At 71.3% G+C, this 23,189-nt stretch carries 22 protein-coding genes; 15 read left to right on the forward strand and 7 right to left on the reverse strand.

What is annotated here, in order from left to right; all coding sequences use genetic code 11:
* Window positions 1–287: 287 nt before the first annotated feature.
* Window positions 288–1,112: an SAM-dependent methyltransferase gene (locus KDK95_RS24605; protein ID WP_212520647.1), complete on the reverse strand. Its 825-nt coding sequence runs from the start codon at window positions 1,110–1,112 to the stop codon at window positions 288–290.
* Window positions 1,113–1,214: 102 nt separating this feature from the next.
* Window positions 1,215–2,453, reverse strand: coding sequence for an FAD-dependent oxidoreductase (locus KDK95_RS24610; protein ID WP_212520648.1), 1,239 nt, complete (start codon window positions 2,451–2,453; stop codon window positions 1,215–1,217).
* Between the two features lie 198 nt (window positions 2,454–2,651).
* Here KDK95_RS24610 and KDK95_RS24615 point away from each other — a divergent pair, with 198 nt between their 5' ends.
* Genes KDK95_RS24615 through KDK95_RS24625 form a run of 3 tightly spaced genes read left to right on the forward strand, consistent with a single transcriptional unit; the run spans window position 2,652 to window position 6,438 of the window.
* Window positions 2,652–4,970, forward strand: a complete 2,319-nt coding sequence (locus tag KDK95_RS24615) for an XRE family transcriptional regulator (protein ID WP_212520649.1) — start codon at window positions 2,652–2,654, stop codon at window positions 4,968–4,970.
* 7 nt (window positions 4,971–4,977) lie between these two features.
* Window positions 4,978–6,291, forward strand: a complete 1,314-nt coding sequence (locus KDK95_RS24620; protein ID WP_212520650.1) for a cytochrome P450 — start codon at window positions 4,978–4,980, stop codon at window positions 6,289–6,291.
* Window positions 6,292–6,300: 9 nt separating this feature from the next.
* Window positions 6,301–6,438, forward strand: coding sequence for a hypothetical protein (locus tag KDK95_RS24625; RefSeq protein WP_212520651.1), 138 nt, complete (start codon window positions 6,301–6,303; stop codon window positions 6,436–6,438).
* Here the strand turns inward: KDK95_RS24625 and KDK95_RS24630 are convergent.
* Together KDK95_RS24630 and KDK95_RS24635 are read right to left on the reverse strand one after the other, a co-directional pair.
* Window positions 6,435–6,767, reverse strand: a complete 333-nt coding sequence (locus KDK95_RS24630) for a cupin domain-containing protein (protein ID WP_212520652.1) — start codon at window positions 6,765–6,767, stop codon at window positions 6,435–6,437. The genes KDK95_RS24625 and KDK95_RS24630 overlap by 4 nt on opposite strands.
* A 111-nt stretch (window positions 6,768–6,878) precedes the next feature.
* Window positions 6,879–7,085, reverse strand: coding sequence for a hypothetical protein (locus KDK95_RS24635; RefSeq protein ID WP_212520653.1), 207 nt, complete (start codon window positions 7,083–7,085; stop codon window positions 6,879–6,881).
* A gap of 59 nt (window positions 7,086–7,144) precedes the next feature.
* Here KDK95_RS24635 and fumC point away from each other — a divergent pair, with 59 nt between their 5' ends.
* From fumC to KDK95_RS24660, 5 genes are all read left to right on the forward strand, one after another.
* A complete protein-coding gene (gene fumC / locus KDK95_RS24640; RefSeq protein ID WP_212520654.1) occupies window positions 7,145–8,563 on the forward strand; it encodes a class II fumarate hydratase in 1,419 nt (472 codons plus the stop codon).
* A gap of 49 nt (window positions 8,564–8,612) precedes the next feature.
* On the forward strand, window positions 8,613–9,260 hold the full coding sequence (locus KDK95_RS24645) for a 4a-hydroxytetrahydrobiopterin dehydratase (RefSeq protein ID WP_212520655.1): 648 nt from the start codon (window positions 8,613–8,615) through the stop codon (window positions 9,258–9,260).
* A 343-nt stretch (window positions 9,261–9,603) separates the two neighbouring features.
* Entirely contained in the window at window positions 9,604–10,128 is a 525-nt protein-coding gene (locus KDK95_RS24650; protein ID WP_212520656.1) for a hypothetical protein, read from the forward strand.
* Between the two features lie 66 nt (window positions 10,129–10,194).
* Window positions 10,195–11,433 carry a sensor histidine kinase gene (locus tag KDK95_RS24655; RefSeq protein WP_212520657.1) on the forward strand — a complete coding sequence of 413 codons (1,239 nt, stop codon included), beginning with the start codon at window positions 10,195–10,197 and terminating at the stop codon, window positions 11,431–11,433.
* Window positions 11,403–12,146: a response regulator gene (locus tag KDK95_RS24660; RefSeq protein ID WP_212520658.1), complete on the forward strand. Its 744-nt coding sequence runs from the start codon at window positions 11,403–11,405 to the stop codon at window positions 12,144–12,146. The genes KDK95_RS24655 and KDK95_RS24660 overlap by 31 nt, the downstream gene beginning before the upstream one ends.
* Here KDK95_RS24660 and KDK95_RS24665 read toward each other — a convergent pair.
* Both KDK95_RS24665 and KDK95_RS24670 read right to left on the reverse strand, forming a co-directional pair.
* Window positions 12,121–13,107, reverse strand: coding sequence for an NAD(P)-dependent oxidoreductase (locus tag KDK95_RS24665; protein ID WP_212520659.1), 987 nt, complete (start codon window positions 13,105–13,107; stop codon window positions 12,121–12,123). The genes KDK95_RS24660 and KDK95_RS24665 overlap by 26 nt on opposite strands.
* On the reverse strand, window positions 13,104–14,042 hold the full coding sequence (locus KDK95_RS24670) for a hypothetical protein (RefSeq protein ID WP_212520660.1): 939 nt from the start codon (window positions 14,040–14,042) through the stop codon (window positions 13,104–13,106). Before KDK95_RS24670 ends, KDK95_RS24665 begins: the two co-directional genes overlap by 4 nt.
* A 90-nt stretch (window positions 14,043–14,132) precedes the next feature.
* On the opposite strand from KDK95_RS24670, the gene KDK95_RS24675 reads away from it, so the two are divergent.
* The 6 genes from KDK95_RS24675 (at window position 14,133) to KDK95_RS24700 (ending at window position 20,558) form a co-directional block, all read left to right on the forward strand.
* Window positions 14,133–15,134 carry an FAD-dependent oxidoreductase gene (locus tag KDK95_RS24675; protein WP_212520661.1) on the forward strand — a complete coding sequence of 334 codons (1,002 nt, stop codon included), beginning with the start codon at window positions 14,133–14,135 and terminating at the stop codon, window positions 15,132–15,134.
* Between the two features lie 38 nt (window positions 15,135–15,172).
* Complete coding sequence (locus KDK95_RS24680) at window positions 15,173–17,020, forward strand: SCO2524 family protein (protein ID WP_282971598.1); 1,848 nt, start codon at window positions 15,173–15,175, stop codon at window positions 17,018–17,020.
* Window positions 17,021–17,022: 2 nt separating this feature from the next.
* The gene (locus tag KDK95_RS24685; RefSeq protein WP_212520663.1) at window positions 17,023–17,937 is read left to right on the forward strand and encodes an SCO2523 family variant P-loop protein; all 915 of its coding nucleotides are present in this window, start codon (window positions 17,023–17,025) and stop codon (window positions 17,935–17,937) included.
* A gap of 5 nt (window positions 17,938–17,942) precedes the next feature.
* Window positions 17,943–18,968, forward strand: coding sequence for an SCO2522 family protein (locus KDK95_RS24690; protein ID WP_212520664.1), 1,026 nt, complete (start codon window positions 17,943–17,945; stop codon window positions 18,966–18,968).
* 17 nt (window positions 18,969–18,985) lie between these two features.
* Window positions 18,986–19,963: an SCO2521 family protein gene (locus KDK95_RS24695; protein ID WP_212520665.1), complete on the forward strand. Its 978-nt coding sequence runs from the start codon at window positions 18,986–18,988 to the stop codon at window positions 19,961–19,963.
* Between the two features lie 118 nt (window positions 19,964–20,081).
* Entirely contained in the window at window positions 20,082–20,558 is a 477-nt protein-coding gene (locus KDK95_RS24700; RefSeq protein WP_212520666.1) for a GNAT family N-acetyltransferase, read from the forward strand.
* Here the strand turns inward: KDK95_RS24700 and KDK95_RS24705 are convergent.
* Complete coding sequence (locus KDK95_RS24705; protein WP_212520667.1) at window positions 20,548–21,432, reverse strand: hypothetical protein; 885 nt, start codon at window positions 21,430–21,432, stop codon at window positions 20,548–20,550. The genes KDK95_RS24700 and KDK95_RS24705 overlap by 11 nt on opposite strands.
* A gap of 327 nt (window positions 21,433–21,759) precedes the next feature.
* Between KDK95_RS24705 and KDK95_RS24710 the strand changes: the two genes are divergently transcribed.
* Complete coding sequence (locus tag KDK95_RS24710; protein WP_249161832.1) at window positions 21,760–23,181, forward strand: sialidase family protein; 1,422 nt, start codon at window positions 21,760–21,762, stop codon at window positions 23,179–23,181.
* Window positions 23,182–23,189: the final 8 nt, after the last annotated feature.

The raw sequence follows: 23,189 nt of genomic DNA on the forward strand, positions 1-23,189 counted from the left end.
GCGACGACATCTTCGGCCTCCTGGAGAAGCTCTGGCAGGAGCGCGGGCTGACCGTCATCATGGTCACCCACGACTCCGAGCTCTCCCGCCGCGTCCCCCGGCTGGCCCAGATCAAGAACGGCAAGCTCACCATCAAGCGCGATCGGGCCGCGGCGAAGTAGCCGCGAGCCCGCTATCGCGGCAACGGGTCCGGCCCCGCCGCCCTGGTCCCCGCCGACCACCGTCCCGGTCGGCGGGGCCTCGTCTTTCGCGCGCGTTCCCGCCCTGCATGCCAGAGCCAGGGCCCGCTACCGAATCCGTCCCACCGCCGCGTACCCCGAGTACCGCCGCACGTCGCCGTCGAGCGGATCAGGGTCCGCATCCGGGTCCGGCCGCCAATGGATCATGTCGACGACGCCGGGCTGGACGAGCTCGTATCCGTCGAGCAGCTCGGCGATCTCCCGCCTGCTGCGGTAGTGAATCTGGTGGCTGGCCCGCAGGTAGACCTCTTCGGCGTCCTTCGCCATCGCGGGCCGGTAGTCGCTCGTCGCATGCGTGATCGCCAGGAAGGAGCCCGGCGCCACGACGTCCCGGTACGCGCCGACCACGCCCTTCGGCTGGTCGGCGTCGCCCACGAAGTGCAGCACTGCGATCATCAGCACGCCGACCGGCCGCGAGAGGTCGAGCAGCTCGCCGACCTCCGGCTGCGCCAGCACGTAATCCGGATCGCGCAGGTCCGCGTGCACGACGCCGGTGTTCCCCGCCTCGTCCCGCAGCAGCGCCCGCCCGTGCGCGACGGCCACCGGATCGACGTCCACGTACACGGTCCGCACCGCCGGATTCAGCGCCTGCGCGATCTCGTGCACGTTCCCCGTCGTCGGCATTCCGGAGCCCAGGTCGAGGAACTGGTCGATCCCCTCGTCGACCATGAACCGCACCGCCCGGTTCAGCACTCCCCGCTGCGCCCGCGCGATCACCGGCATGTCCGGCACGACCCGCATGTACTCCTCGGCCAGCCGCCGGTCAGCCGTGAAGTGGTGCGAACCGCCGAGATAGTAGTCGTACATGCGCGCCGCCGAGGGACGCTCGATGTCCACGAAGTCCGGCGCCCACCGCGGCCGAGGATGATTCACCGGGTCTCCGTTCTGACCATCTCATGAAGAGGCACGCGCAGAGTGTAACCGTCATGACACCCTGCCGGGAGGTCAACGCGGGAGAACACCGCGGGTTTTCGCTCAGACTTTCGCATCCTGCGTCGCCGCGCCCTGGTCAGCCGTCACGTGCCGCGCCCAGTCGATCCGGTGGCGGTGGACGGGGCCGAACATCTTCTCGGGCGTGAGGAAGGTGCGGGTGGCGACGGGAGCCAGGGCGCGGATCATCAGGCGGGCGAGGGGGCCGCCGGACTTCTGGCTGTTGGTCTTGGCGGCGGTGGCGGCGATGTCCTCCACCCGCTTCCTGCGCAGGGACTCGTAGGCGGCGAAGGCCGCGGCGGGGGTGGGGAGGTCGCGCAGGCAGCGGGCGAGTTCGATGGCGCTCTCGATCGTGAGGGAGGCGCCCTGGCCGGAGCTGGAGGAGGGGGCGTGGACGGAGTCGCCGACGAGGACCATGCGGTCGCGGTACCACTTCGGCACCGGGGGCATCGCCTCCATGGAGCCCAGGACGATCAGATCGTCAGGGCTCGAGCTCGCTATCAGGGCCTCGGCGGGGATGTCGCCCGCGTACGCTTCCCGCAGCTGTGCCCACCACTGCTCCTGCGGCACGGCGCGGGCCTGCTCGCCGGTCAGCGGGCGGTCGTAGGGGAGGTTGCTGAACCACATCGTGCGGCCGTTGCGCATCCGGAAGTAGCCGAGGAACGCCCGCTTGCCCATCACGAAGTGGATCTCGTCCTCCTTGAGCCACGCCGGGGTCGCGTCCGGTCCGGCCGGCGCGCCGAAACTGATCAGGCCGGCGTGCTCGGGGGAGGGGGCCGCTGGGTCGATCAGGGTACGTACCGTCGAGTGGATGCCGTCGGCGCCGATCAGAATGTCGCCCTGCGCACTCGTGCCGTCGGCGAAGCGGGCGGTGACGCCCTCGGCCTGCTCGTCCACGCCGATCAGGCGCTTGCCGAATTCCACGGCGACGCCGCGCGCCTTGGCCTGCTCGTGCAGCACGCCGCAGAGCTCGCCGCGCGGCACCATCAGCGCGGGCTGGAGGCCGCTCAGCGCCGAGATCGCCGCGAAGCGCTTGCCGTCGCCGTGCTCGAACAGCTGCCTGCGCATCGGCTGGCCGACGAGCTGTAGCTGCCGGTCGATGCCGACGAGCTCCAGCGCCGCCAATCCGTTGGGTTGCAGCATGATCGCGCCGCCCGCCTCGGTGGCCGGTGCGTTGTAGGCCTCGTATACGGTCGCGTCGATTCCGGCCTCGCGCAGGGCCAACGCGGTCACCGGTCCGGCTACGCCGCCGCCGATGACGATCGCCGTCTTGATCGAACTCATGTCCAGCTCCGTCTCGTCACTTCGCTCTGTCCGCTCGCTTTTAGGTCGAATGCTGATATCGGGATGGTGCTCGGGTCCAGCGGTTAACGGCGCGCTGGGACGACTCGACAGGCGCCGGTTGCCGGTGATCTGCAGGTGCTCCATGATGGGTGTGCGTACCTTGGGATGCTGTGGGACGTTGTGGGATGACGGGGTGAGATGAGGACGGGGCGGAGCGACGGCGCTCCCCGCGCCTCCGGGGCCGAGCTCGCACACGAGCTGCGCCGGATGCGGGATCTGAGCGGATGCAGTCTTAAGGAGCTGGAACGTTCGACCTACGTCAGCGACTCATCGCTTTCCCGGTATCTGGCGGGCCGACAGCTCGCGCCGTGGTCGGTGGTCGTGGCGCTGTGCCGGGTGGTAGGGCGCGATCCCGTTGAGCTGCTTGCGTTGTGGGAGCAGGCGTCGGCCGACCTGCGACCGGAGCCCGGCACGGGGGTGGACGGACGCGTCGACGCCGGAATGGTTGCGGGCATGGATGCGGGCACCGCGCGACGCAATGAACTGCCTCGCGTGCCGGCGCACTTGGTAGGCCGCGAGCTCGAGGCCGCGGCCCTGCGCGAGACGCTGCTCGGGAGCCGGTTGGCGTGCATCGACGGCATGGGAGGAGTCGGGAAGACCGCGCTCGCGTTGCACGTCGCGCACGGCCTGGTATCGCAGTTCCCCGATGGTCAGCTCTACCTTGACCTGCACGGATACACCGATGGGCGGGAGCCGGTCGGCGCGGACGAGGCGCTGGCGATCCTGCTGCGGGCAGTGGGCGTCATGTCGCACGACTTCCCGCGCGGCACAGAGGAGGCGGCAGCCCGGTGGCGCGGCGAGATCGCAAGTCGCAGGGTGCTGCTGGTCATCGACAACGCGGTCGACGCGGCACAGGTCGCTCCGCTGCTACCTGGCTCCGGCGGCAGCGCGACCATCGTCGTCAGCCGGCACCGACTCGTCGAGATCGAGGCCGCGCACGCGCTCTCGCTCGACACACTGTCGGACGACGCGGCACGTGAGCTGTTCGCTAAAGCGGTGGGCGACGACCGGCCGCTGCGCGAGGCGGAGGCGACGACGAGCGTCGTGCGCTCGTGCGGAGCACTGCCGTTGGCCCTGAAGATCGCCGGCGGTCGGCTGCGTCGCCGGCCGATGTGGACGGTGACGGCGCTGGCGGACCGGCTGAGCGAGCGGGACCAGCGCGCGGCCGAGCTGACCGCAGGGAACGTGAGCGTCGACGCGGTGTTCGCGATGTCCTGCCGGCACGTCCCGGCAGCTCAGCAGGCCATGCTGCGTGTCCTCGCCGGACTGCCGATCGGCCGGTTCGACCCGTACGTCGCCGCTGCCGCCGCCGACCTCCCGGCCGCGGTCGCGCGAAGTCAGCTCGACAGCCTCGTCGACGCGCACCTGCTGCAGGAGCAGCAGGTCGAGGTCTACACGCTGCACGATCTCGTCGCCGCGTTCGCCCGGCGGCTGGCAGAACGCGAAGACGGCCCCGCGGCGATGACCGACCGCGTCGATCGCATGCTGAGCTACTACCGCGAGTGCCTGCTCAGCATCGCGAGGGATCTCGGGAAGCCCGAAAGGCCGCTCCCGGCCGGGCCGCAGCCGTTTCCGGCGGACCTTCCGGATCTCTCCGGAGCCCGCGCCGTGCCCTGGCTCGCCGAGCACCTCGACGCGATCCTGCTCGCGGTGCGCACGGCGCGGGGCTCGGACGACCGGATCTACTCCCTCGCCCAGGCCATGACCGTTTTCATGCACTCGTACACCGGCGGCGGCACCGTGCAAGCGCGTATCGACGCCGACGCCGCGGGCCTGCAGTCGGCGCGCCGGGCGGGCGATCTCGACGCCGAGTCGTGGCTCACCGGCGATCTCGGCCTGGCCCAGCATGACGCAGGTCGGACGCACGTCGCCCGTGAGCTCCTGCCGCGCGCCATCGAGCTGGCCGAGCAGGCGGACAACCTGTACGCGCAGGCCTTCTGGAACGCCCTGACCGCGCATCTACACGAGGAGGACGGCCGGCCCGACCTCGGCATCGAAGCCCTCGAAAGGTCGATCGCGCTGTACCGCGAGGCCGGATACGACTACGGCGCCGCCCGGATGTCCGGCTACCTCGGCGACGCGCTCGTGGGGGCGGGCCGCGTCGACGAGGGCATCGGGGAGATCGAGTCCGCGATCGCGACGATGCGGGCCGACAAGTCCCGCGACGGCGAGCTCTACCAGCAGGGCAATCTCGGCAACGCCTACCTCGTCGCCGGTCGCCACGACGAGGCGGCGGAGGCGCTGTACCGGTGCCTGACGCTCAGCCGCGAGCTCAGCGTCCGCTACATGGAGGCCTTCGCGCTCAACGGTCTCGCCCGGACGTTCCGCGCAGTCGGCGACGAGGAGCAGGGCCGCGCGCTGCATGCCGAGGCGATGGAGCTCATCACCCGAATCGGTGATCGTTCGCAAGAGCAGGCGTTCCGGACCGCGTTCGACGACGCCCGCCGGAGGGAATGATCACCCGGTGCCCATCGCGACCGCTCCCGGCTCCGTACCGCTGCTCGGCCACTTCGTGCGCCTCGGACGCGACCCGCTGAACTTCATGGACTCGCTGCGCGAACACGGCGAGCTCGTCGCGATCAGGCTGGGCCCGCAGCGGTTCATCGTGGTCTGCGATCCGCGCCTCGCGCACCAGGTGCTCACCGATCTGCGCACCTTCGACCGCACCGGGCCCGTCTACGACCGCATCCGGCGGGCGATGGGCGCCGGGGTGGCGACGGCCGTGCACGCGGACCACCGCAGGCAGCGGCTGATCATGCAGCCCGCGTTCCAAGCCGGCCACCTGCCCGGATACGCGGACGTGATGCGCCGGCAGACCGCCGCGATGGTCGAGGGCTGGCACGACGGCGAAGTCGTGGACGTCGTCGAGGAGATGTTCCGGCTGACGACCTCGATCGCGCTCCAGGCCCTGTTCTCGACCACGCTCGAACCCGACGACGCCGAGCAGCTGCGCGGAGCATTCGAGGTCTTCCTGCGCGGCGGCTACCGGCAGATCGCGCTGCCGCTGCTCGCCCGCCTGCCGCTGCCGGCCAACCGCCGCTACCAGGCCGCGCTGCGCCGATGGCGGGAGCAGGTGCAAGCCCTGATCACGCGCTACCGGAACGCCGGAGGCGGGCAGGACGACCTGATGGGCCGACTGCTCGCGGCCCGCGGCGAGCAGGGCGAGGGGCTTTCCGACGAGGAGCTCTCGGACCAGGTCGCGGTGCTGCTGATCGCGGGCGGCGAGACCACGTCGGCCGCGTTGACCTGGGCGATCAGCCTGCTCTGCCGGCATCCGGAAGTACTGGAGGCGGCGTGCGCCGAGGCCGATCGCGTGCTCGGCGGCGAGATCGCGCGCTGGGACCGGTTGCCCGAACTGGACCTGACGGCGCGGGTGATCCAGGAGGCGCTGCGCCTCTACCCGCCCAGCTGGCTGCTGCCGCGCACGGCCACGCGCAAGACGACGCTCGGCACGCACATCATCCCGGCCGGCACGACGGTCATGGTCAGCGAGTACGTGCTGCACCACGACCCGGCGCTCTTCCCCGAACCCGCCGCCTTCGACCCCGACCGCTGGCGCACGCCCCCGATGGACCGCCGCTCCTACATCCCGTTCGGCGCCGGCCCGACGAAATGCCTCGGCGAGCAGTTCGCGTCGGCCGAGGCCGTGCTCGCTCTCGCCTCGATCCTGGGCCGCTGGACACCCCGCCTGGAGGATCCGGACGCGGCCGCGAAGGCCGATGCGCGGATCGTGCTGCTCCCGCGCAGCCTGCGGGTGCGGCTCAGCGCGCGAGTCTGACAGTTATCCGTGGCCCTGGAGACGGCCGAGGCCGTCGCGTCGATCGGCAAGGCCGTCGCGTCGACCGGCAAGGTCGTCGCGTGGATCGCGCCGGGGATCTCCGTGCTGCCGGGCTGGTCGGGGCGGCCGAAGTCGATCGCCGCCTAGTTGGCCTTCGCGGCGGTCAGCACGATCGCCGAGTCCTCGAGCGCCTCGAGGCTGTGCCGCGCCTGCGGGACGACGAGCAGGTCGCCGCTCATCCCCTCCCAGGAGTTCCGGCCGCTGTGCAGCCGCACCCGGCCGCGCAGCACCAGCACGGTCGACTCGCCCGGGTTGTCGTGCTCGGAAAGCTGGTTGCCGGCCTTCAGCGCCACCAGCGTGTGCCGAAGGACATGCTCGTGACCTCCGTAAACGGTCTCCGCGCTGCGGCCCGCGGGGGTGGCGGCGGCCCGCTCCAGGTGCTCGCGGGCCAGTGCGTCGAGAGAGAACTTCTGCATGCCACCGAGTCTCGCACGCGCCCCGGCGATCTTGCGGGCGACACACAGCCCGTCGAGGGCGCCCGGCCGAAGCAGGTCGGCCGGACGGGAGCGGGAGCCTTCCTCGGCGGCTTACTTGTGCAGCGCGACGAAGGCGACGACGGCGACGATCACCACGAGGGCGACGACGATGCCGATCACCTTGCCGGAGCCGCCGGAGCCTGAAGCGGCGCCGGACGAGCGCCCGGCCTGGGTCGGGGAGTTCGCTTCGCCGCGCTCGACGAAGGCCTGGAACATCTGAGTGCTGGCGGCGGGGTCAAGATCGTTGTTGTTCGACACCCCGCCACCCTATGGCGTTTCGCGTCGCCCTGGCCACCGCGCTGGGAGAAGCTTGACGTATGACGAAGATCCTTGACCTGCCGCCCGGTCTCCCGGCCGCCGGCACGCGCACCGAATCCGACGCGATGGGCGAGATCGAAGTCCCGGCCGACCGGTACTGGGGCGCGCAGACCCAGCGTTCGCTGCTGCACTTCTCGATCGGCGACGACCGGATGCCCAAGGCCGTCTACCACGCGTACGGCCACGTCAAGAGGGCCGCCGCGATCGTGAACGGCCGCGCCGGGCGCCTCGAGGAGTGGATGGCGGCCCTGATCGCCCGGGTGAGCGAGGAGGTGATCGCCGGCGAGCTGGACGAGCACTTCCCGCTGTTCGTCTGGCAGACCGGCTCCGGCACCCAGTCCAACATGAACGTGAACGAGGTCATCGGCAACCGGGCCATCCAACTCGTCGGCGGAGAACTCGGCAGCAAGACGCCGATCCACCCCAACGACCACGTCAACAAGGCCCAGTCGTCCAACGACACGTTCCCGACGGCGATGCACATCGCCTCCGTCCGCGCCCTGCACGAGCGCCTGCTCCCGAGCGTCGAACTGCTGTGCGCGGCGATCGAGGCCAAGGCGGCGGCGTGGCAGGACGTGGTGAAGATCGGACGGACGCACCTCCAGGACGCCGTGCCGCTGACGGTGGGCCAGCAGTGGAACGGCTACGCCCACCAGCTCAGAGGTGCCATCGCGCAGGTGACCGTGAGCGCGGAGGGCCTCTACGAACTCGCGGCGGGCGGCACCGCCGTCGGCACCGGCCTCAACGCCCCGCCGGACTTCGGCGAGCAGATCGCCGCCGAGATCGCCGCGTCCACCGGCTACCCCTTCCGCACCGCCCCCGACAAGTTCGCCGCCCTGGCCGGCCTGGACGCCATGGTCGCCGCCTCGGCGGGTGTGCGCGCCCTGGCCGTGGTTCTGATGAAGCTCGCCAACGACATCCGCTGGCTGGCCTCCGGCCCCCGTGCCGGACTGGCCGAACTGCGCCTGCCCGCCAACGAGCCCGGCAGCTCCATCATGCCCGGCAAGGTGAACCCGACCCAGTGCGAGGCCATGGTCATGGTCTGCATCCAGGTGCTCGCCAACGACAGCGCGGTAGCGGCAGCCGGCGCGCAGGGCACCTTCGAACTCAACACGATGCGCCCCATCGTCATCGCCGACTTCCTGCACTCCACGACCATCCTCGCCGACGCCTGCCGCACCTTCCGCGAGTACTGCGTCGTTGGCATCGAGCTGAACACCCGGCAGATCGACGCCTACGTGGGCCGCTCCCTCATGCTCGTCACCGCCCTCGCCCCCGCCATCGGCTACGACCGCGCCTCCGAGATCGCCCACAAGGCCGACCGCGAGGACACGACGCTCAGGGAGGCGGCGATCGAAAGCGGATACATCAGCGCGGAGGACTTCGACCGGATCGTCGATCCGCGCGGAATGGTGTGACGGCGTGGGCCGGGCCGTGTTTGTCGGATGTGCGCGATAGTTTCACGGTATGACCGATCAGATCTCAGCGAAGCAGTTCCGGGAAGCACCGGGTGTCGACGAGTGGCGAACGATCTTCGGCGGCGGATGGGCGTGCGCCTACTTCCGGACCGGATCGTTCGCCGTTGGTGTCGAGCTCGTCCGGGCGATCGGCGACATCGCCGCCGCTGCGAACCATCATCCGGACGTCGACCTCCGGCCCGAGGGTGTGAGCGTGCGGCTGTTCACGTCCGACTTCGGCGGCCTGAGCGAGCGGGATGTGGTGCTGGCGCAGCGGATCTCGGCGGCCGCCGCCGAACTGGCGGTGCCCGCCGACCCGAGCCGGGTCCAGCACGTACAGGTCGCGATCGACGCGCTGGCCGGCGCCGAGGTCCAGCCCTTCTGGGCGGCCGTGCTGGGCTACGAGCCGTTCGGTGAGGAGGACGTGCTCGACCCGCTGCGGCGCGGGCCCACGTTCTGGTTCCAGCGGATGGACGCGCCGCGGCCGCAGCGAAACCGCTTCCACATCGACGTCTACCTCCCGCACGACCAGGTCGAGGCACGGATCGCCGCGGCGCTCGCCGCCGGCGGCAGGATCGTCGACGACTCGCACGCGCCGGGATGGTGGACCCTCGCCGACGCCGAGGGCAACGAAGTCGACCTGGCCGTCTGGGACTAGGCCGTGTCTTCAAACTATCGCCGGGTCCGCGACGCCTGCCACGCACGCTCGCGGCGTTGCAGGGGCGGTTGCAGACGACGAGTATGCGCCCGCCCCTGCGCCTTGCGAGCGCACGCGTCAGACGCCGCGGCCTGATCCGACGCAAGTTTGAAGACACGGCCTAGGGGACTCGCGCCGCCGGCGTTCCCGCACTCCAGGCGAGCGGGCGCGGCGGCGGCGAGGTAGGTGGGGCCATCCGTCAACCCGAGGGTTGACGCCGCCCCCGACTCCGATCGCCGCGGACCAACCCCGCGCCAACCCGCCGGCCGACGATCCGCTGCGCCGTTCCCGCGATCCTCGAAGCATGACCACTACGGATTACCTCATCGCGGCCGCACTGATCCTCCTCGTCGTACCGCAGATACGCGGGACGCGGCTGACCATTCGCAACCTGGTGCTGCCGGTCGTGCTCGTGGGCGCGGCGGCGGCGTATTACCTCAAGGCGGTGCCGACACAGGGGCACGACGTGCAGCTGTACGGCGTCTGCGTCGCTGCGGGGGCGGTGCTTGGGGCGGCGTGCGGACTGACTACGCACATTGTCAAGGATCGCGAGGGCTTCCTCGTCGCGAAGGCCGGCGTCGCGGCGGCGGTGCTGTGGGTTGCGGGGATGGCGGCGCGGACCGGCTTCGAGTACGGGGCGACGCATGGCGGTGCGCGAGCCATCGCGGACTTCTCGCGCAGCAACCTGATCACGGGTGCGGACGCCTGGACGGCGGCGCTGCTGCTCATGGCGCTGGCGCAGGTGCTCGTGCGGCTGGTCACGATCCGGGTGCGGGGACGTGGCCGGGCGCGGCGGGTCGAGGTCGGCGGCTCGCCGGTGCAGGCGTAATCGATGGCTGCCGCCCACGGCTCCGGCGACGGCATGGGACTCATGCGGGGACCTATCATCCAGTCCATGACATGGGCATCCAGCCGGGCGGCCACCCCCTCCGTCGCCGCCGCCGTCAGCCCGCGGCTGGCAGTGGCCATGGCGCGGGCGCGGGATCGGCGGGACGTGTGGGGCGCGCGGCTGCGGCCGGTGCTGTGGGCGGTCGCGGCGTGCGTACTGGTCGGGGCGGTGCGCGGGCGGCCCGCGGCAGGGTGGTCGGGGGCCGGGCTCGGGGTGACGGTCGCGCTGATCGGCTGCCTGCTGCCGATGGCTGTTGCCGCGGCGGGGCGCTGGCCGCTGGAGTCGGTGGGGCAGCGTGCGGCTCTGCCGGTGATCGTGGGGGCGTTCGGGATCGCGCTGGCTGCGCAGCAGGCGAACGGCGTCGATGCGCTGCCGGCGTCGTTCGCGGTGATGAGCGCGTACCTCTTCCTTGAGCCGCTGACCGCGACGGTCGTCGGCGGCGTGATCACCGCCGGACTGTTCGCGGCGGACGTCGTCGGGGCCGGGCGGAGCGTGACGGATACATCGACGCAAGTGCTCTTCTGCGCGGTGCTCGGCGCGATGGCGTGGTGCATGCGGCAGGCGGGCCTCGCCACCGCCCGCGCCGAACTGCTGCTCGCCCAGCTTGAGGATGCGCGGGACGCGGAGGCCGCCGCGGCGGCGCTGGCGGAACGGACGCGGATCGCGCAGGACCTGCACGACGTGCTCGCGCAGTCGTTGTCCGGACTGGCGATCCAGCTCGAGGCCGCGCGGCGGATGGCGCGGCGCGCCGATACCGACGAGGCCTTGCGCGAAGTCGTCGAGCGCTCGGCACGTCTGGTCAAGGACGGTATGTCGGACGCGCGGCGTGCCGTCAGCGCGCTGCGCGGCGAGGGCGTGCCGACGGTGGACCGGGTCACCGAGCTCATCGAGCGGTACCGCGAGGATCTCGGCCTCGACGTCACGCTGTCCACGGCGGGGTCCGTGCGCGAGCTTCCGGCCGAGGTCGGGACGGCGCTCTATCGGGGCGTTCAGGAGGCGCTGACGAACATCGCCCGATATGCCCAAGGCGCTGCGGCGCGTGTCGAGCTTCGGTACGCTGAGAATGTAACAGTGCTTACGGTCGAGGACCGGAGGGCGGAGTCGGCCGTGCCACCCGCCCCGGTCGTGACCGGTTCCGGGCTCGGCCTGGTCGGCCTGCGCGAGCGGCTGGCGGAGGTCGGCGGCACCGTGGCGGCGGGACCGACGAAGGACGGATGGATCGTGCGCATGGAGGTCAGGGCGTGACCGGCGCGACGGGTGACATCAAGGTTCTGATTGTCGACGATCAGCGCGTGGTGCGCGACGGGCTCGTGCTGCTCATCGGCATGCTCGACGGCATCGAGGTGCTCGCCTCGGCCCGGGACGGCGCCGAGGCGCTGCGGCTCGCCGAGGAACTGCGGCCGGACGTCGTGCTGATGGACCTGAACATGCCGGTGCTCGACGGCGCCGCCGCGACCGTCGCGCTGCGCGAGCGGATGCCGCAGTGCCAGGTGCTCGTGCTGACCACGTACGCGGACGACGACTCCGTCTTCCCGGCGCTGCGGGCCGGCGCGCGCGGCTACCTGACCAAGGACGCCGACAGCGACCAGGTCGAGGCGGCGATACGCCACGTGCACCACGGGCGTACGTGGCTCGACCCGGTCGTCCAGGAGCGGCTGGTGACGGCCGCCCTGCGCGCCGATGCGGGAATCCGAACCCAGGATGCCGAATCCTCGCGGCGCGAGCCGCCGCATCCGGAGACCCTCCCCGACGGGCTGACGCAGCGGGAGGCCGAGGTCCTCGCGCTGATCGCGGACGGCCTGTCGAACGGGCAGATCTGCGCGCGGCTCGTGGTCAGCCAGGCGACCGTGAAGACGCACGTCAACCGCATCTTCGCGAAGATCGGCGCACGCGATCGCGCCCAGGCCGTGCGCTATGCGTACGAGCACCGGCTCACCGGGCCGAGGTCCGCCGGCTGAGCACGTCGCAGAGTTCGTCGGCGACCTGCGCGCAGGCTCGCTGGTTGGCCGTGTTCGTGTGGAAGCCCATCTGGCCCACGGCGAGGAACCGATCGGGCCCGAGGGCCGTGAGCGCGTCCCACTCCGGGCCCTCGCCGACGCCGTCGAACGCGGCGCGGATGCCCTTCGTGTGGCACACCTGCAGCAGCGCCGCGTGGTCGATCAGCCCGGGGTGGCTCACGTTCACGACGATCGCGCCGTCGCGCAGCCCGTTCAGCTCGGCCTTCCCGAGCTCCGGCGGCTCGCCGGGCGCCGGGCCGGGACGGTGCAGGCTGATGATGTGGGACTGCCGGAGAAGGTCCTGCTTCGACATGGCACGGATGCCGAGCGCCGCCTCGACCGGGTGGTTGCGACGCGGCGTGTAGTGCGCGATCTCCATCCCCAGGCCGAAGCGCGCCATCCGGGCCACGTGCGCGCCGATGCGTCCGAGGCCGATGATGCCGAGTCTGCGGCCGGACAGCTCCATGCCGGGTTCGGACAGCGCTCCGGGTTCGCGGCCCGGCATGGAGATCCGGTTGAGCATGGGCCGGGCGACCGCGAGCATCAGCATCAGCGTGAACTCGGCCACCGAGACGGCGTTGGCACCGGGTGCGGCGATCAGCGTGACGCCGCGCTCGACGGCGCGCGGCCAGCCGGGTACGTGCGGCTTGTAGTCGGTGCCCGTCCACGCGACGGCCTCGAGGTCCGCGGCGGCGTCGAAGTGGACGGCCAGCGGGGTCTCGAAGCCGCCGATGAGGTAGCCGTGAACGCCCTGCAACGCACGGGCCAGGCCGTCGGCGTCGAGCCGGTCCTCGCGCACGTGCCGGATCCGGAATCCCCGGTCCCTGATACTCGTGATCACGCCGGCCGGGACGAGGGTCGTTCCGGTGACGAGGACCAGCTTCGCGGTCGCGGGCGGCGTCGAAGACGTCTGCGAACTCACGCGGAGAGCTCGCAGACGAACAGCGACAGGGGTCCGCGCCTGCTGAACGCCTGCGTTTCCAGCACCGCGGTGAGTTCGGCGTCCGTGTCGGCGACGATGCGCGCGGCGATCTCCGCGCGATCGTCACGGCCGTCGTCGGGGGGTTCGTGCTCGATGACGGCGGTGAGCGGGCCGAGTCGGCGGGCCTGGCGAAGCACCGCCACGACGAGGTCCGCGTAGCCCGGCGGCGTCTCGCGGCGACCGCCGTCGGCCGCCGGACGTCCGGCTCCGGGCTCGCGCGACACGTCGTGCTTCTCCAGCAGCGCGCGGGCACGCTCGCGGACCGCGTCCTCGACCTGGACGCGCGGCGACGACGGCCCGAAAGGGGGCGAGGTGTAGAGCACGCCGGGACCGGGTCGCGGTGCGATGTGCGACCAGCTCGCCGCCGAACTCGCGTCCCCGTGGACGACCGTGGTCGCCGCGTGCGCGGGAGGCTCGTTCGCGCGCAGGTCCCGGCGAACGACGGCCGGGCCGGCGGATGAACCCGGGATCTCCTCGAGCAGGGCCAGGCAGTCGGCGACCAGGGTGTCGCGGCCGTCGCGGCTCCCGCCGCCCCCGGCCGGCGCGAATCCGTCCGGTACGTGCTCGCTCCGCGCGAGGGCCTTGGCGATGGTCACGCAGGCGAGCACCGGGTCGAGTTCGATGCCGTGGAAGGGCACGTCCAGCAGCCGCGAGACGACCGCCGCGCTGCCGGATCCGGCGAAGGGATCGACGAGGTACGCGGGCGGCCGCGGGCACAGGTCGGCGATGATGGCCATCGTGGTGCGCACGTTCGAGGCGTTCGCCGCCTGGAACCACCGGTCGATGGGTTCGTCGGCGGACGGCAGGTACTCGTCGAGTCTGCCCGGGCGGTGGTAGCCGCGCGGAACGATCGGCACGGCCGGCCGGAGATCCATGTCGTATCAGGCTACTCCCTCACCTGCGGCGCGTCGACGGTCCGGCCGCGGCTCTGGCCCAACCGCGCGCCCGCGGTTACCGTGGGGCTGGTGAGCGACGACAATTCGGGCATTCTCGTCCTGGGCTCCGGCGTCATCGGGCTGACCACCGCCATCCGGCTCGCCGAGGCGGGCTACGGCGTCCGGGTTCTCACCCGGGATCCGGTGCAGCAGACCGCGTCGGCGGCCGCGGGCGCGTTCTGGGGGCCGTTCCTGGCCCGGCACAGCAGGACCGCGCAGTGGAGCGCCGAGACGCTGTCCGTGCTGCGCGGGCAGGCGCGGCGTCCGGGGGCCGCGGTCGATCTGGTGCCGGGGCTCGAGGCGGCGCGGGTTCCGATGCCGATCCCGCCGTGGATCGCCGCGATCGGGGACTGCCGGCCGAGCGATCCGGCGGCGTTGCCGGCCGGGTTCGCCACCGGCTGGCGGTACACGGTCCCGGTGATCGACATGCCGCGCTACCTCGCCGGGCTGGTCGAGCGGCTGGCCGGGCTCGGGGTGCGCATCGTGCGCGGGACGGTGGCCTCGCTGGCCGATCCGTCGCTCGACGCGGCCGTCGTCGTCAACTGCACGGGGTCGGGCTCGCGGGAGCTGGTGCCGGACGCGAGCGTGGCGCCGGTGCGCGGCCAGCTCGTCATCGTGGAGAATCCCGGCCTGACGTCGTTCTTCGCGGACTTCGACGAGGCCACGGCCGAGCCCACGTACATCCTTCCGCAGGGCGGCAGGGTGGTCCTCGGCGGCAGCGTGGAACCCGGGAACGACAACCCGGAGGCCGACCCGAAGATCGCCGCCGGCATCCTCGAACGCTGCATCGCCGTCGAGCCCGCGCTGGCCGGCGCGCGCGTGCTCGGGCACCGCGTCGGCTTCCGGCCCGGCCGCTCGAGCATCCGGCTCGAGGCGGAGGCGATCGGCGGACGCCGGGTGATCCACAACTACGGGCACGGTGGTTCAGGAGTGAGTGTGTGTTGGGGGTGTGCCGAATCCGTTCGAATGTTGGTCGATGACGAGTTCGGCCTGAATTCCGATGAGAGGGTTGATAGGACTACTCAGGGGTAGGGTCCTAGCCAGGGTTCTGATCCTGGGGGAGCGCAGTCTTGAGAATCAATCCACGACAAAGCACCTTGGACATGTGGCGGTCCTTCGCGCACACCGTGCGCCCCGATGGGGCCTGGGTGTGGGGCGGACGCGAGGACTCCAACAGCATCAGCGACGCCGAGCAGCTGCTCGTGCTGCTCTACCCGGCCACCGAGCTCGAGGGGTTCTCGATCGACCGGCCGGACAGCACCGAGGACGACGTGCTCTCCGCGCTCGCCGGCCTCGGCGACCGGATCCAGCTGCCCCGCATGGTGATCGATATTCTCTGGGATTACCTGAGCCGGCATACCGACAAGAACGGCGAGCCGGTTTTCAACGGCGGCGACTATGTCAGCTCGCTTGATCCCAATGAGGCTCCGTCGGAGGAGCAACGGCGGCTCGATCTCGTCGAGTCGTATTCGATGTCGGTGACGCTCTGCCTGGCGGCGGCCGGTTTCAGCAAGTCCTTCTCGGCCTCGGTCACCCGCCCCGCCCTGCGCGCCCGCCTCGCCGAGGTGGACGAGGCGATCAACCGCCGGCTGACGGCGGCCATGGTCGGCCTGCTGCGCAGCTTCACGCTGAACGTGCTCGACGCGGGCTCGCAGGCCGAGTCCAACCTGCTGACGATGCTCGGCCAGGGCCGGTCGGTCGGCCGCGACAGCCTCTCCATGCTGCACCGGGACCTCGAGCCGGTGCGCTCGCTGCTGCCCGATCTGAGCATCGGCGTCGCGCAGGAGGCGGACCTGTTCGACAACCCGGACCGGCTGTTCGAATGCGGCTGGACCTGGGGCGTGGCCGCCGACGCGCCGCCCGTCGAGCTGAGCGCGGAGCACGCCTTCATCCAGCCGCCGGGCTACGCGGCGTCCCGGCCCTCGCTCTACTTCACGGTGAGCGCGCTCGACGGCCTCGGCGACCTGTTCTCCCCGCGCACCCGGCGGCTGAGCCTGCTGAGCGGCGACCAGCAGCGGCTGGCCTCGGCCCTGCAGCTGCGCTGGGATCTCGCCCAGCAGTACTGGTCGACGATCGCCCGCTTCGGCGGCGACCGGTGGCCGCTCGAGGACGTGCCCTGGCTGACCACCTTCGAGGACGAATCCGAGTACTACACCCTGCTGGTGTTCTCGATCCTGCTGCAGGACCGCGTCTCCCGCCGCATCACCGACGACGACCTGACCCGGGCCGTCGCGGTGCTCGAGGAGCTCGCGATGCGCGGCCGGATCACCCGGCGGATCACCCGCGGCGACAGCGCGATCGGGCTGCACACCCCGGGAGTGCCGATCGAGCTGGCCGGCTCCGAGGCGATCGGGCCGCCGGCCGTCTGGTATGCCGCGGACTTCGCCGTCATGCTCGCGAAGCGCGCGGTGCAGGCCGCCGGCCTGAGCGGCCAGCCGGAAGCGCGCAACCGGCTGCTCACGATCGCCGAGAGATCCATGGACCACCTCGCCAGACGGCGGCTGAAGACCGGGCCGAGCGAAGGGCTCTGGGACGACGCCGCGGCGATCCTGCCCGACGGGACCGGCGGCGGCGGGGACCGGCTGCCGAGCTGGCACATGAACGAGCGCATGATGGAGTTCATGGTCGCCTCGGCGAACATGTACACCCGGGTTCCGCTGCGCACCAACCGGATCAGCGACACCGCGCGCTCGCTGCTGATCGAGGTCGACCACGTGCTCGGCCGCGAACTGCTGATGGCCTCGGGCGAGGGCGACTCCCAGCTGATGATCATGCTGCGGCAGATGCAGGGGCGGCTCGCCTCGGCGCAGCAGGTCTTCCCCGAGCTCCCGGGCACGGCCCTGGCACTCGCCGCCGAGATGCTGCGCGAGCTCGCCGAGCTCTCGTCCGCCCGCCAGGGCGCGCTGCGAAGGCTGTAGCCGTGCTGATATTCGCTACCTCCGACAAGGGCGGGACGGGCAGGTCGGTCACCGGGTGCAACATCGCCTACCGCCGCGCGCTGCAGGGCGAGGACGTCGCCTACCTGGACTTCGACTTCGGCTCCCCGACGGCCGGCGCCATCTTCGACATCCCCGACGCGGAACGCGGCGTCTCCGACCGGGGCCTGCACTCGTACCTGCGCTCCGGCCTCGAACCGGTCGAACTCGACATCGCCACCGAGTCCAACCGGGAGTCGCTGCGCGACATGCCGCCGAGCTCGGGCCGGCTGGTGCTCGTCCCGGGGGATCGCGGCGGCGGCGAGTTCGGCCGCTCCCAGGAGCTCGTGCCGCGCTGTATCAGCCTATTCAATCGGCTGGAGCAGGAGTACGCGGTCAGCGTGATCGACCTGAGCGCGGGCCGCTCGTACGCCGCCGACCTGGCGCTCGCGGTCACCGGCGACGAGCGGATGCGCCAGGTGACCTCGCGCTGGCTGGTCTTCCACCGCTGGACCAGGCAGCACATCATCGCGGCGAACGGCCTGGTGTTCGGCGAGAACGGCATCCTGGAGGCGGGCAAGCTGCACGGGCACGACCCGCAGCGGCTGCGCGACTCGATCCGCTTCGTGCGCACGGCCGTGGTCAACCTGGAGGCCCCGCAGTTCACCATGGGCCGCCCTGCCCAGGAGGCCTGGAGCCGGGTCTGCAACAACGACCTCAAGGAGCTCGCGGCGCGCAACGGGCTCGGCCTCTCGACGCTGCTCGGCGAGGTGCCGCTGGACCCGGTGCTGCAGTGGCGGGAGCAGATCATCTCCGACGCGGACGTGGTGGTCAGCAAGATCGCGAATCCGGCCACGGTCGAGGCCTTCGACGCGATCGCCGCCCGGCTGTCCGAAGATTCGACCTGGGAAGGGCTCTGACGCGCATGGACGTGGTGTTTCGGGAGAAGAGCGACACGCCACAGATCGAGGAGGTGGCGCTCTCGCACCTGTCCATCGAGGTCGGGCACCTCTACCGGGAGGACCTCGAGGACTCCGACGAGCGGCTGCGCGAGCAGTTCCGCCGGGCCGCGCCGTGGATCGAGACCGCCGCCCGCACGGTCAAGAGCCGGCACGGCGGCAAGGCCCGGGTGAGCACCTGCTTCCTGGTCGACGACTACACGCCGGCCGACTCGCAGCGCAAGCCGGCCGGGCCGCCGTCGCAGATCGTGGAGATGCTGGTGGAGACCGCGCGCTCGCAGGGCTTCACGCTGGACTACATCGTGCGCGAGTCCGGCTGCGCGCTGTCCGCCGACAAGCCGGGGGTGGAGCCCTCGGCCCAGGTCGACCTGGCCGACATCGTGGCCGGCATGATCGTCGCCGAGCCGGACGCGGGGGACAACGGCTCCCGGCCGCCGACCGCGGACTCCGGCTGGCTCGCGAACGGCAAGCGCGCGCCGAAGCCGGACGAGTCGGCGGCGATGGCCCCGAACCCCTGGCAGCCGCCCGAGGAGTACGGGCGGCGGAACCACTCGATCTTCGTCGACGTCGAGCTGTGGGCGAAGGTCGAGGACTGGACCAGCGGCGCGGCGCTGCTGCGCCGGGACTTCTCCTGCGCGTTCCTGGCCGCGGTCTGGCAGCTGATGCGGCTCGGCATGCTGCGCAACGAGGGCAAGCCGGTGGCGCAGCCGTACCGGCTCGGCACGGACCCGAACCTGCCCGCCGAGTGGCCGGACCTGCCGACCGTGCTCCAGGTCAACGAGCGTGCCGCGCCGTTCTCCGCGTACCGGGCGTTCTCGCTGCTGCCGCACTGGTACCTGCCGACCGAGCACGCCGTGCGGCACATCCTGGAGCACCTGAGCCTGGACGCGGCGATCGTCCGGCAGATCGCGGCGCGCGCCGCGAACGAGCGGATCACCCTGCCCGAGTCGGTCACCGAGCGGCTCGGCTACGTCTTCCTCGACGAATGCTGACCGGGGGCGCGGGTTCGATGAACGCCGTTGCGCCGAGCGCCGAGCAGGGCCCGCTGGTCGTCGTCGGGGAGATCCGCACGTGCCTGGTGCAGAACTTCGCCGCGCTCCCGGACAACTTCGTGGGGCAGATGCTCAAGGTGGTTCCCGGGCAGCCGGTCTACTCCTCGAAGCGGCCGGTCTCGCACGCCACGTCGCCGGACCGGCTGACCGGGCTGGACTGCGCGCTGGCCAGCTACAGCCGGCGCAAGGCGCACGGCTGCGGCACGGCCCTGTCGCACGCCACCGTCACCGGCGGGCGGATCCTGCAGGGCTCGGCGCGGGCCTGCCTGCTGCCGGCCGGCGCCGATCAGCGCCGCGCCTGGCGGCATTACCTGGCAAGGCCGGGCGTCGTGGAGATCACCACCCGCGCCGACCCCGACGACCTGGCCGAGGGCTTCCTCGCCGACCACGGACGCGACCCCGCGCTGGACCTCGGCGCGATCTCCGAGCGGGTCATCGACGAGGTGCAGAGCTGGCGCAGGCTCGACCACGGCACCCCGCTGCGCGCCCGGCGCACCAGGGTGCTGTGGGCGGCCGTGCTCGACTCCGAGATCAAGCCGAGCGCCCGGATCACGCTCGAGCGCGACGAGAAGGTGCGCACGGTCCGGATCAACGCGAGCCCCGGAGACCTGCCGCGGGCCATGCGCTTCTGCGAGGACCTGGCCCTGCACGACTGGCTGCTGACCACGGTCAGCCTCGCGCTCAGCCAGGCGGACCGGGCCAGCGCGCTCGGCCGCGATCCGGTCGAGCTGCTGCAGCCCGTCGTCGACCAGCTCGTGCCGCTCTGGACGCCCGGCGCCCATGTGGATCCGGTCATGCTTCCGCTCTGGACGGGACTCGAACGGCATCCAGGATTCACCCATCAGTGGCAACTTCTGGTCGCTCGAATGCGCGACAAGATCGCATATCGGATGATTCAGCTGCGCGACGGCGGGAGACCCTGGCCGGCCACCTGACGCCACTGCGACATGAGCGGCGGCTTTTTGGCCAACATTCCACGGAAAGGCTGCGCCCTGCGCTAATCTCCCTCCATCGACGACCGGGTCGAGATCGCCTGAAAGCAAGGGTGCGAACGTGACGGATACGACTGCGGCGCCGGCGACGGACGTCTGCCGGCCGGCGAGACTCGCCGACCTCGCCGTGATCGAGGACGTGGACAAAGCGGTGTTCACCGACAAGCCGTATCCGTATTTCGTCATCCGCCAGCTCTTCGACGTGCACGGCGCGCACTGCGTGGTCGCCGAGGAGGACGGCGAGGTCCGAGGCTACGCGCTGGTGGCCGTCGTGCCGGCCGAGTCGACGGCGTGGCTGCTGAGCCTGGCCGTGCTGCCCGGCAGCCGCAGGCGCGGCTTCGGCAGGGCACTGATGGACCGGGCTCTGGCGATCTGCGACGAGGCGCGGGTCGACCGGATGCGGATCACCGTGCGGCCGACCAACGACGTGGCCTACCGGCTCTACAAGGACAGCGGCTTCGACTGGGTGCGCACCGAGGACACCTACTTCGGCGTCGGCGAGGCGCGCGACGTGCTGGAGAAGCAGTTCAGGCGTTGAACCAGCGGCGGACCAGCAGCGCGAAGAAGACGCTGGTGGAGATCGTGCCCGCGTAGCTCTCCGCGACGAGCAGCGACTGGCCTACGCCGGTCAGCTGGCTCACGTCGCCGATGCCGAGCGGATTCAGATAGTCGAGCAGGCTCATGTGGTAGGCCTCGACGACGCCGACCCGGGTCGGTTCGGCGAGCCAGAGCACGAAGCCGAACACGCCCAGCTGGACCAGCACCCAGACGAGCAGCCGGTAGGGCAGGTAGCCGTAGCCGACCAGGGCGTTCGCGCAGGCCTCCGCCAGCTTGCGGAAACCGCGGTCGCGGGCCTCGTGCCTGGCCCGGGTGGCGGCGAGCGAGCAGCGGTCGCGCGCGTTGCGGTCGCCGAGCAGCAGATGCTGCTCGGCGGCGCGCTCGTAGGCGGCGGCCGCGTGCAGCGGCAGACCGAAGTCGCGGAAGCCGTCGCCGACCGCCTGCAGCACCGCGGCCAGCCGGTCGATCTGCCCGCGCCGCTGCCGGAACTTGCCGTTCGTTTCCGTCTCCGCGGCCAGCAGCGCGCCGACCAGCACGCGCCAGTGCGTGCGCTGCAGGTCGGGCACCCGCTCCAGCCCGATCCTGGAGCCCTCAGGGCCGAGCGCCGCGAGCCCGTCGTAGAAGTCGGTGAGCATCAGATCTCCGATACTCGGGTGCGCCGGGGCGTCGACCGTGCGGTCGAACTGGTCGAGCACCACCGCGGCGCCCGCCTCCAGCTGGCCGAGCAGCTCCGCCTCCGACATGCGCAGCATGCCCTCGCTGCGGGCCTCGGTCAGCCGGACCACGTAGTCGTCGGTGTACTTTGAGATGAGGATGCTGACGCGCCGGATCTGATCAGCCCCGTGGTTGACCACCCTTCGAGTATGCCCAAGCCGGCCGGCTCTGATGCGTCGCAGGAGCCTGTTGTCGTCGGGAAAGCGCCGGGCGCGTCCGGCCTAGACTCCCGCACCCGCGCGCGGGCGAAATGTGACGGCCTCTCAAACTCAGACTGCTGATAGTAATCCAATCGCGGATTTTTACGGATTCATTGCCCGATGCGACGAACTGCGCGCTTGTCTGATTCGCAGTGCATTGCCAGACTGCGCCGCGTTGCACCACGCCGCCGCGTTCGCCACGAGCCCCACCGCGGCGGCGTGACGTGATTCGCTCGGGCCATCAGCCCATTCGATGAAGGTTGAACATTGATACCCACACAGATATCCCGGCGCGTTCTGCGCCGGCTGGCCGCGGTCTCGGCCGTCGCCCTCCTGCCCATCGCCGCGACCGGGACGGCTTTCGCGTCGTCGGCGTCGTCGGCTCCGCACGCGGTCGCGCGCGCCGCGCTCTCCGAGGTGAGCACCGACCCCTACACCGACACCGACGCCCAGCACGCGACCGAGGTCGAGCCCGACGTCTACGCGCACGGCTCGACGGTCGTCTCCGCCTTCCAGACCGGGCGGATCTACGGCGGCGGCGCCAGCGACCTGGGCTGGGCCACGTCCACGGACGGCGGCGCGACCTGGAGCCACGGGTTCCTGTCCGGCATCACCGTGAACCAGGGCGGCAGCTACTCCGCGGTCTCGGACGCCGCCGTGGTCTACGACGCCAAGCACGCCGAGTGGCTCGTCGTCGGGCTGCCGGTCGACTCCTCCGGCAACGCGGTCGGGGTCACCGTGAACCGCTCCGCCGACGGGCTGACCTGGGGGAGCGCGATCAAGGCGGTCGGCTTCGACGGCAGCGGCTACGACAAGCAGTGGATCACCTGCGACGACACCGCGAGCAGCCCGCACTACGGCAACTGCTACATCGAGGTCGACATCACCTCGTCGAACAACCTCGAGTCGATGGCCGTGTCCAGTGACGGCGGCCTGACCTGGTCGGCGTTGCGCCACCCGGCCGACGATCCGACCGGCCTCGGCGGCCAGCCGCTGGTCCAGCCGAGCGGCACCGTCGTGGTCCCGTACTCGGAGAACGGCAGCGCGATCCGCGCCTTCAGTTCGACGAACGGCGGAACCACCTGGACCTCGAGCGTCCAGATCGCCACGGTCAAGTCGCACACCGTCGCCGGCAACCTGCGTTCCGGCGACGGGCTGCCGAGCGCGAGCATCGACGCCGCGGGCAAGGTGTACGTGGCCTGGCAGGACTGCCGGTTCCGGACGAGCTGCTCGTCAAACGACATCGTGTATTCGACCTCGACGAACGGCACCACCTGGTCGTCCGTCGCGCGGGTGCCGATCGACGCGGTCGGCAGCACGGTCGACCACTTCATCCCGGGACTCGGCGTGGACGGCGCCACCTCGGGGAGCAGCGCCAAGATCGGCCTGTACTACTACTTCTACCCGAAGGCCAAGTGCACGGCGTCCACGTGCACGCTCGAGGTCGGCTACATCTCCTCCGCCGACGGCGGCTCGACCTGGAGCACCGCGCAGACCCTCGCCGGCCCCTTCGGCCTCTCGCTGATCGCGAGGACCAGCCAGGGCCGCATGGTCGGGGACTACATCGCATGCTCGGTGGTGAACGGCACCTCGTACGCGCTGTTCCCGGTCGGCGCCGCCTCGACCAACGGGCAGGCGTTCAACGAGGCGATGTACACCGCGACCGGCGGCCTGGCCGTGACCGGCTGACCTGAGTG

This window comes from Actinospica acidithermotolerans (assembly GCF_018139625.1).
GTDB lineage: Bacteria > Actinomycetota > Actinomycetes > Streptomycetales > Catenulisporaceae > Actinospica > Actinospica acidithermotolerans.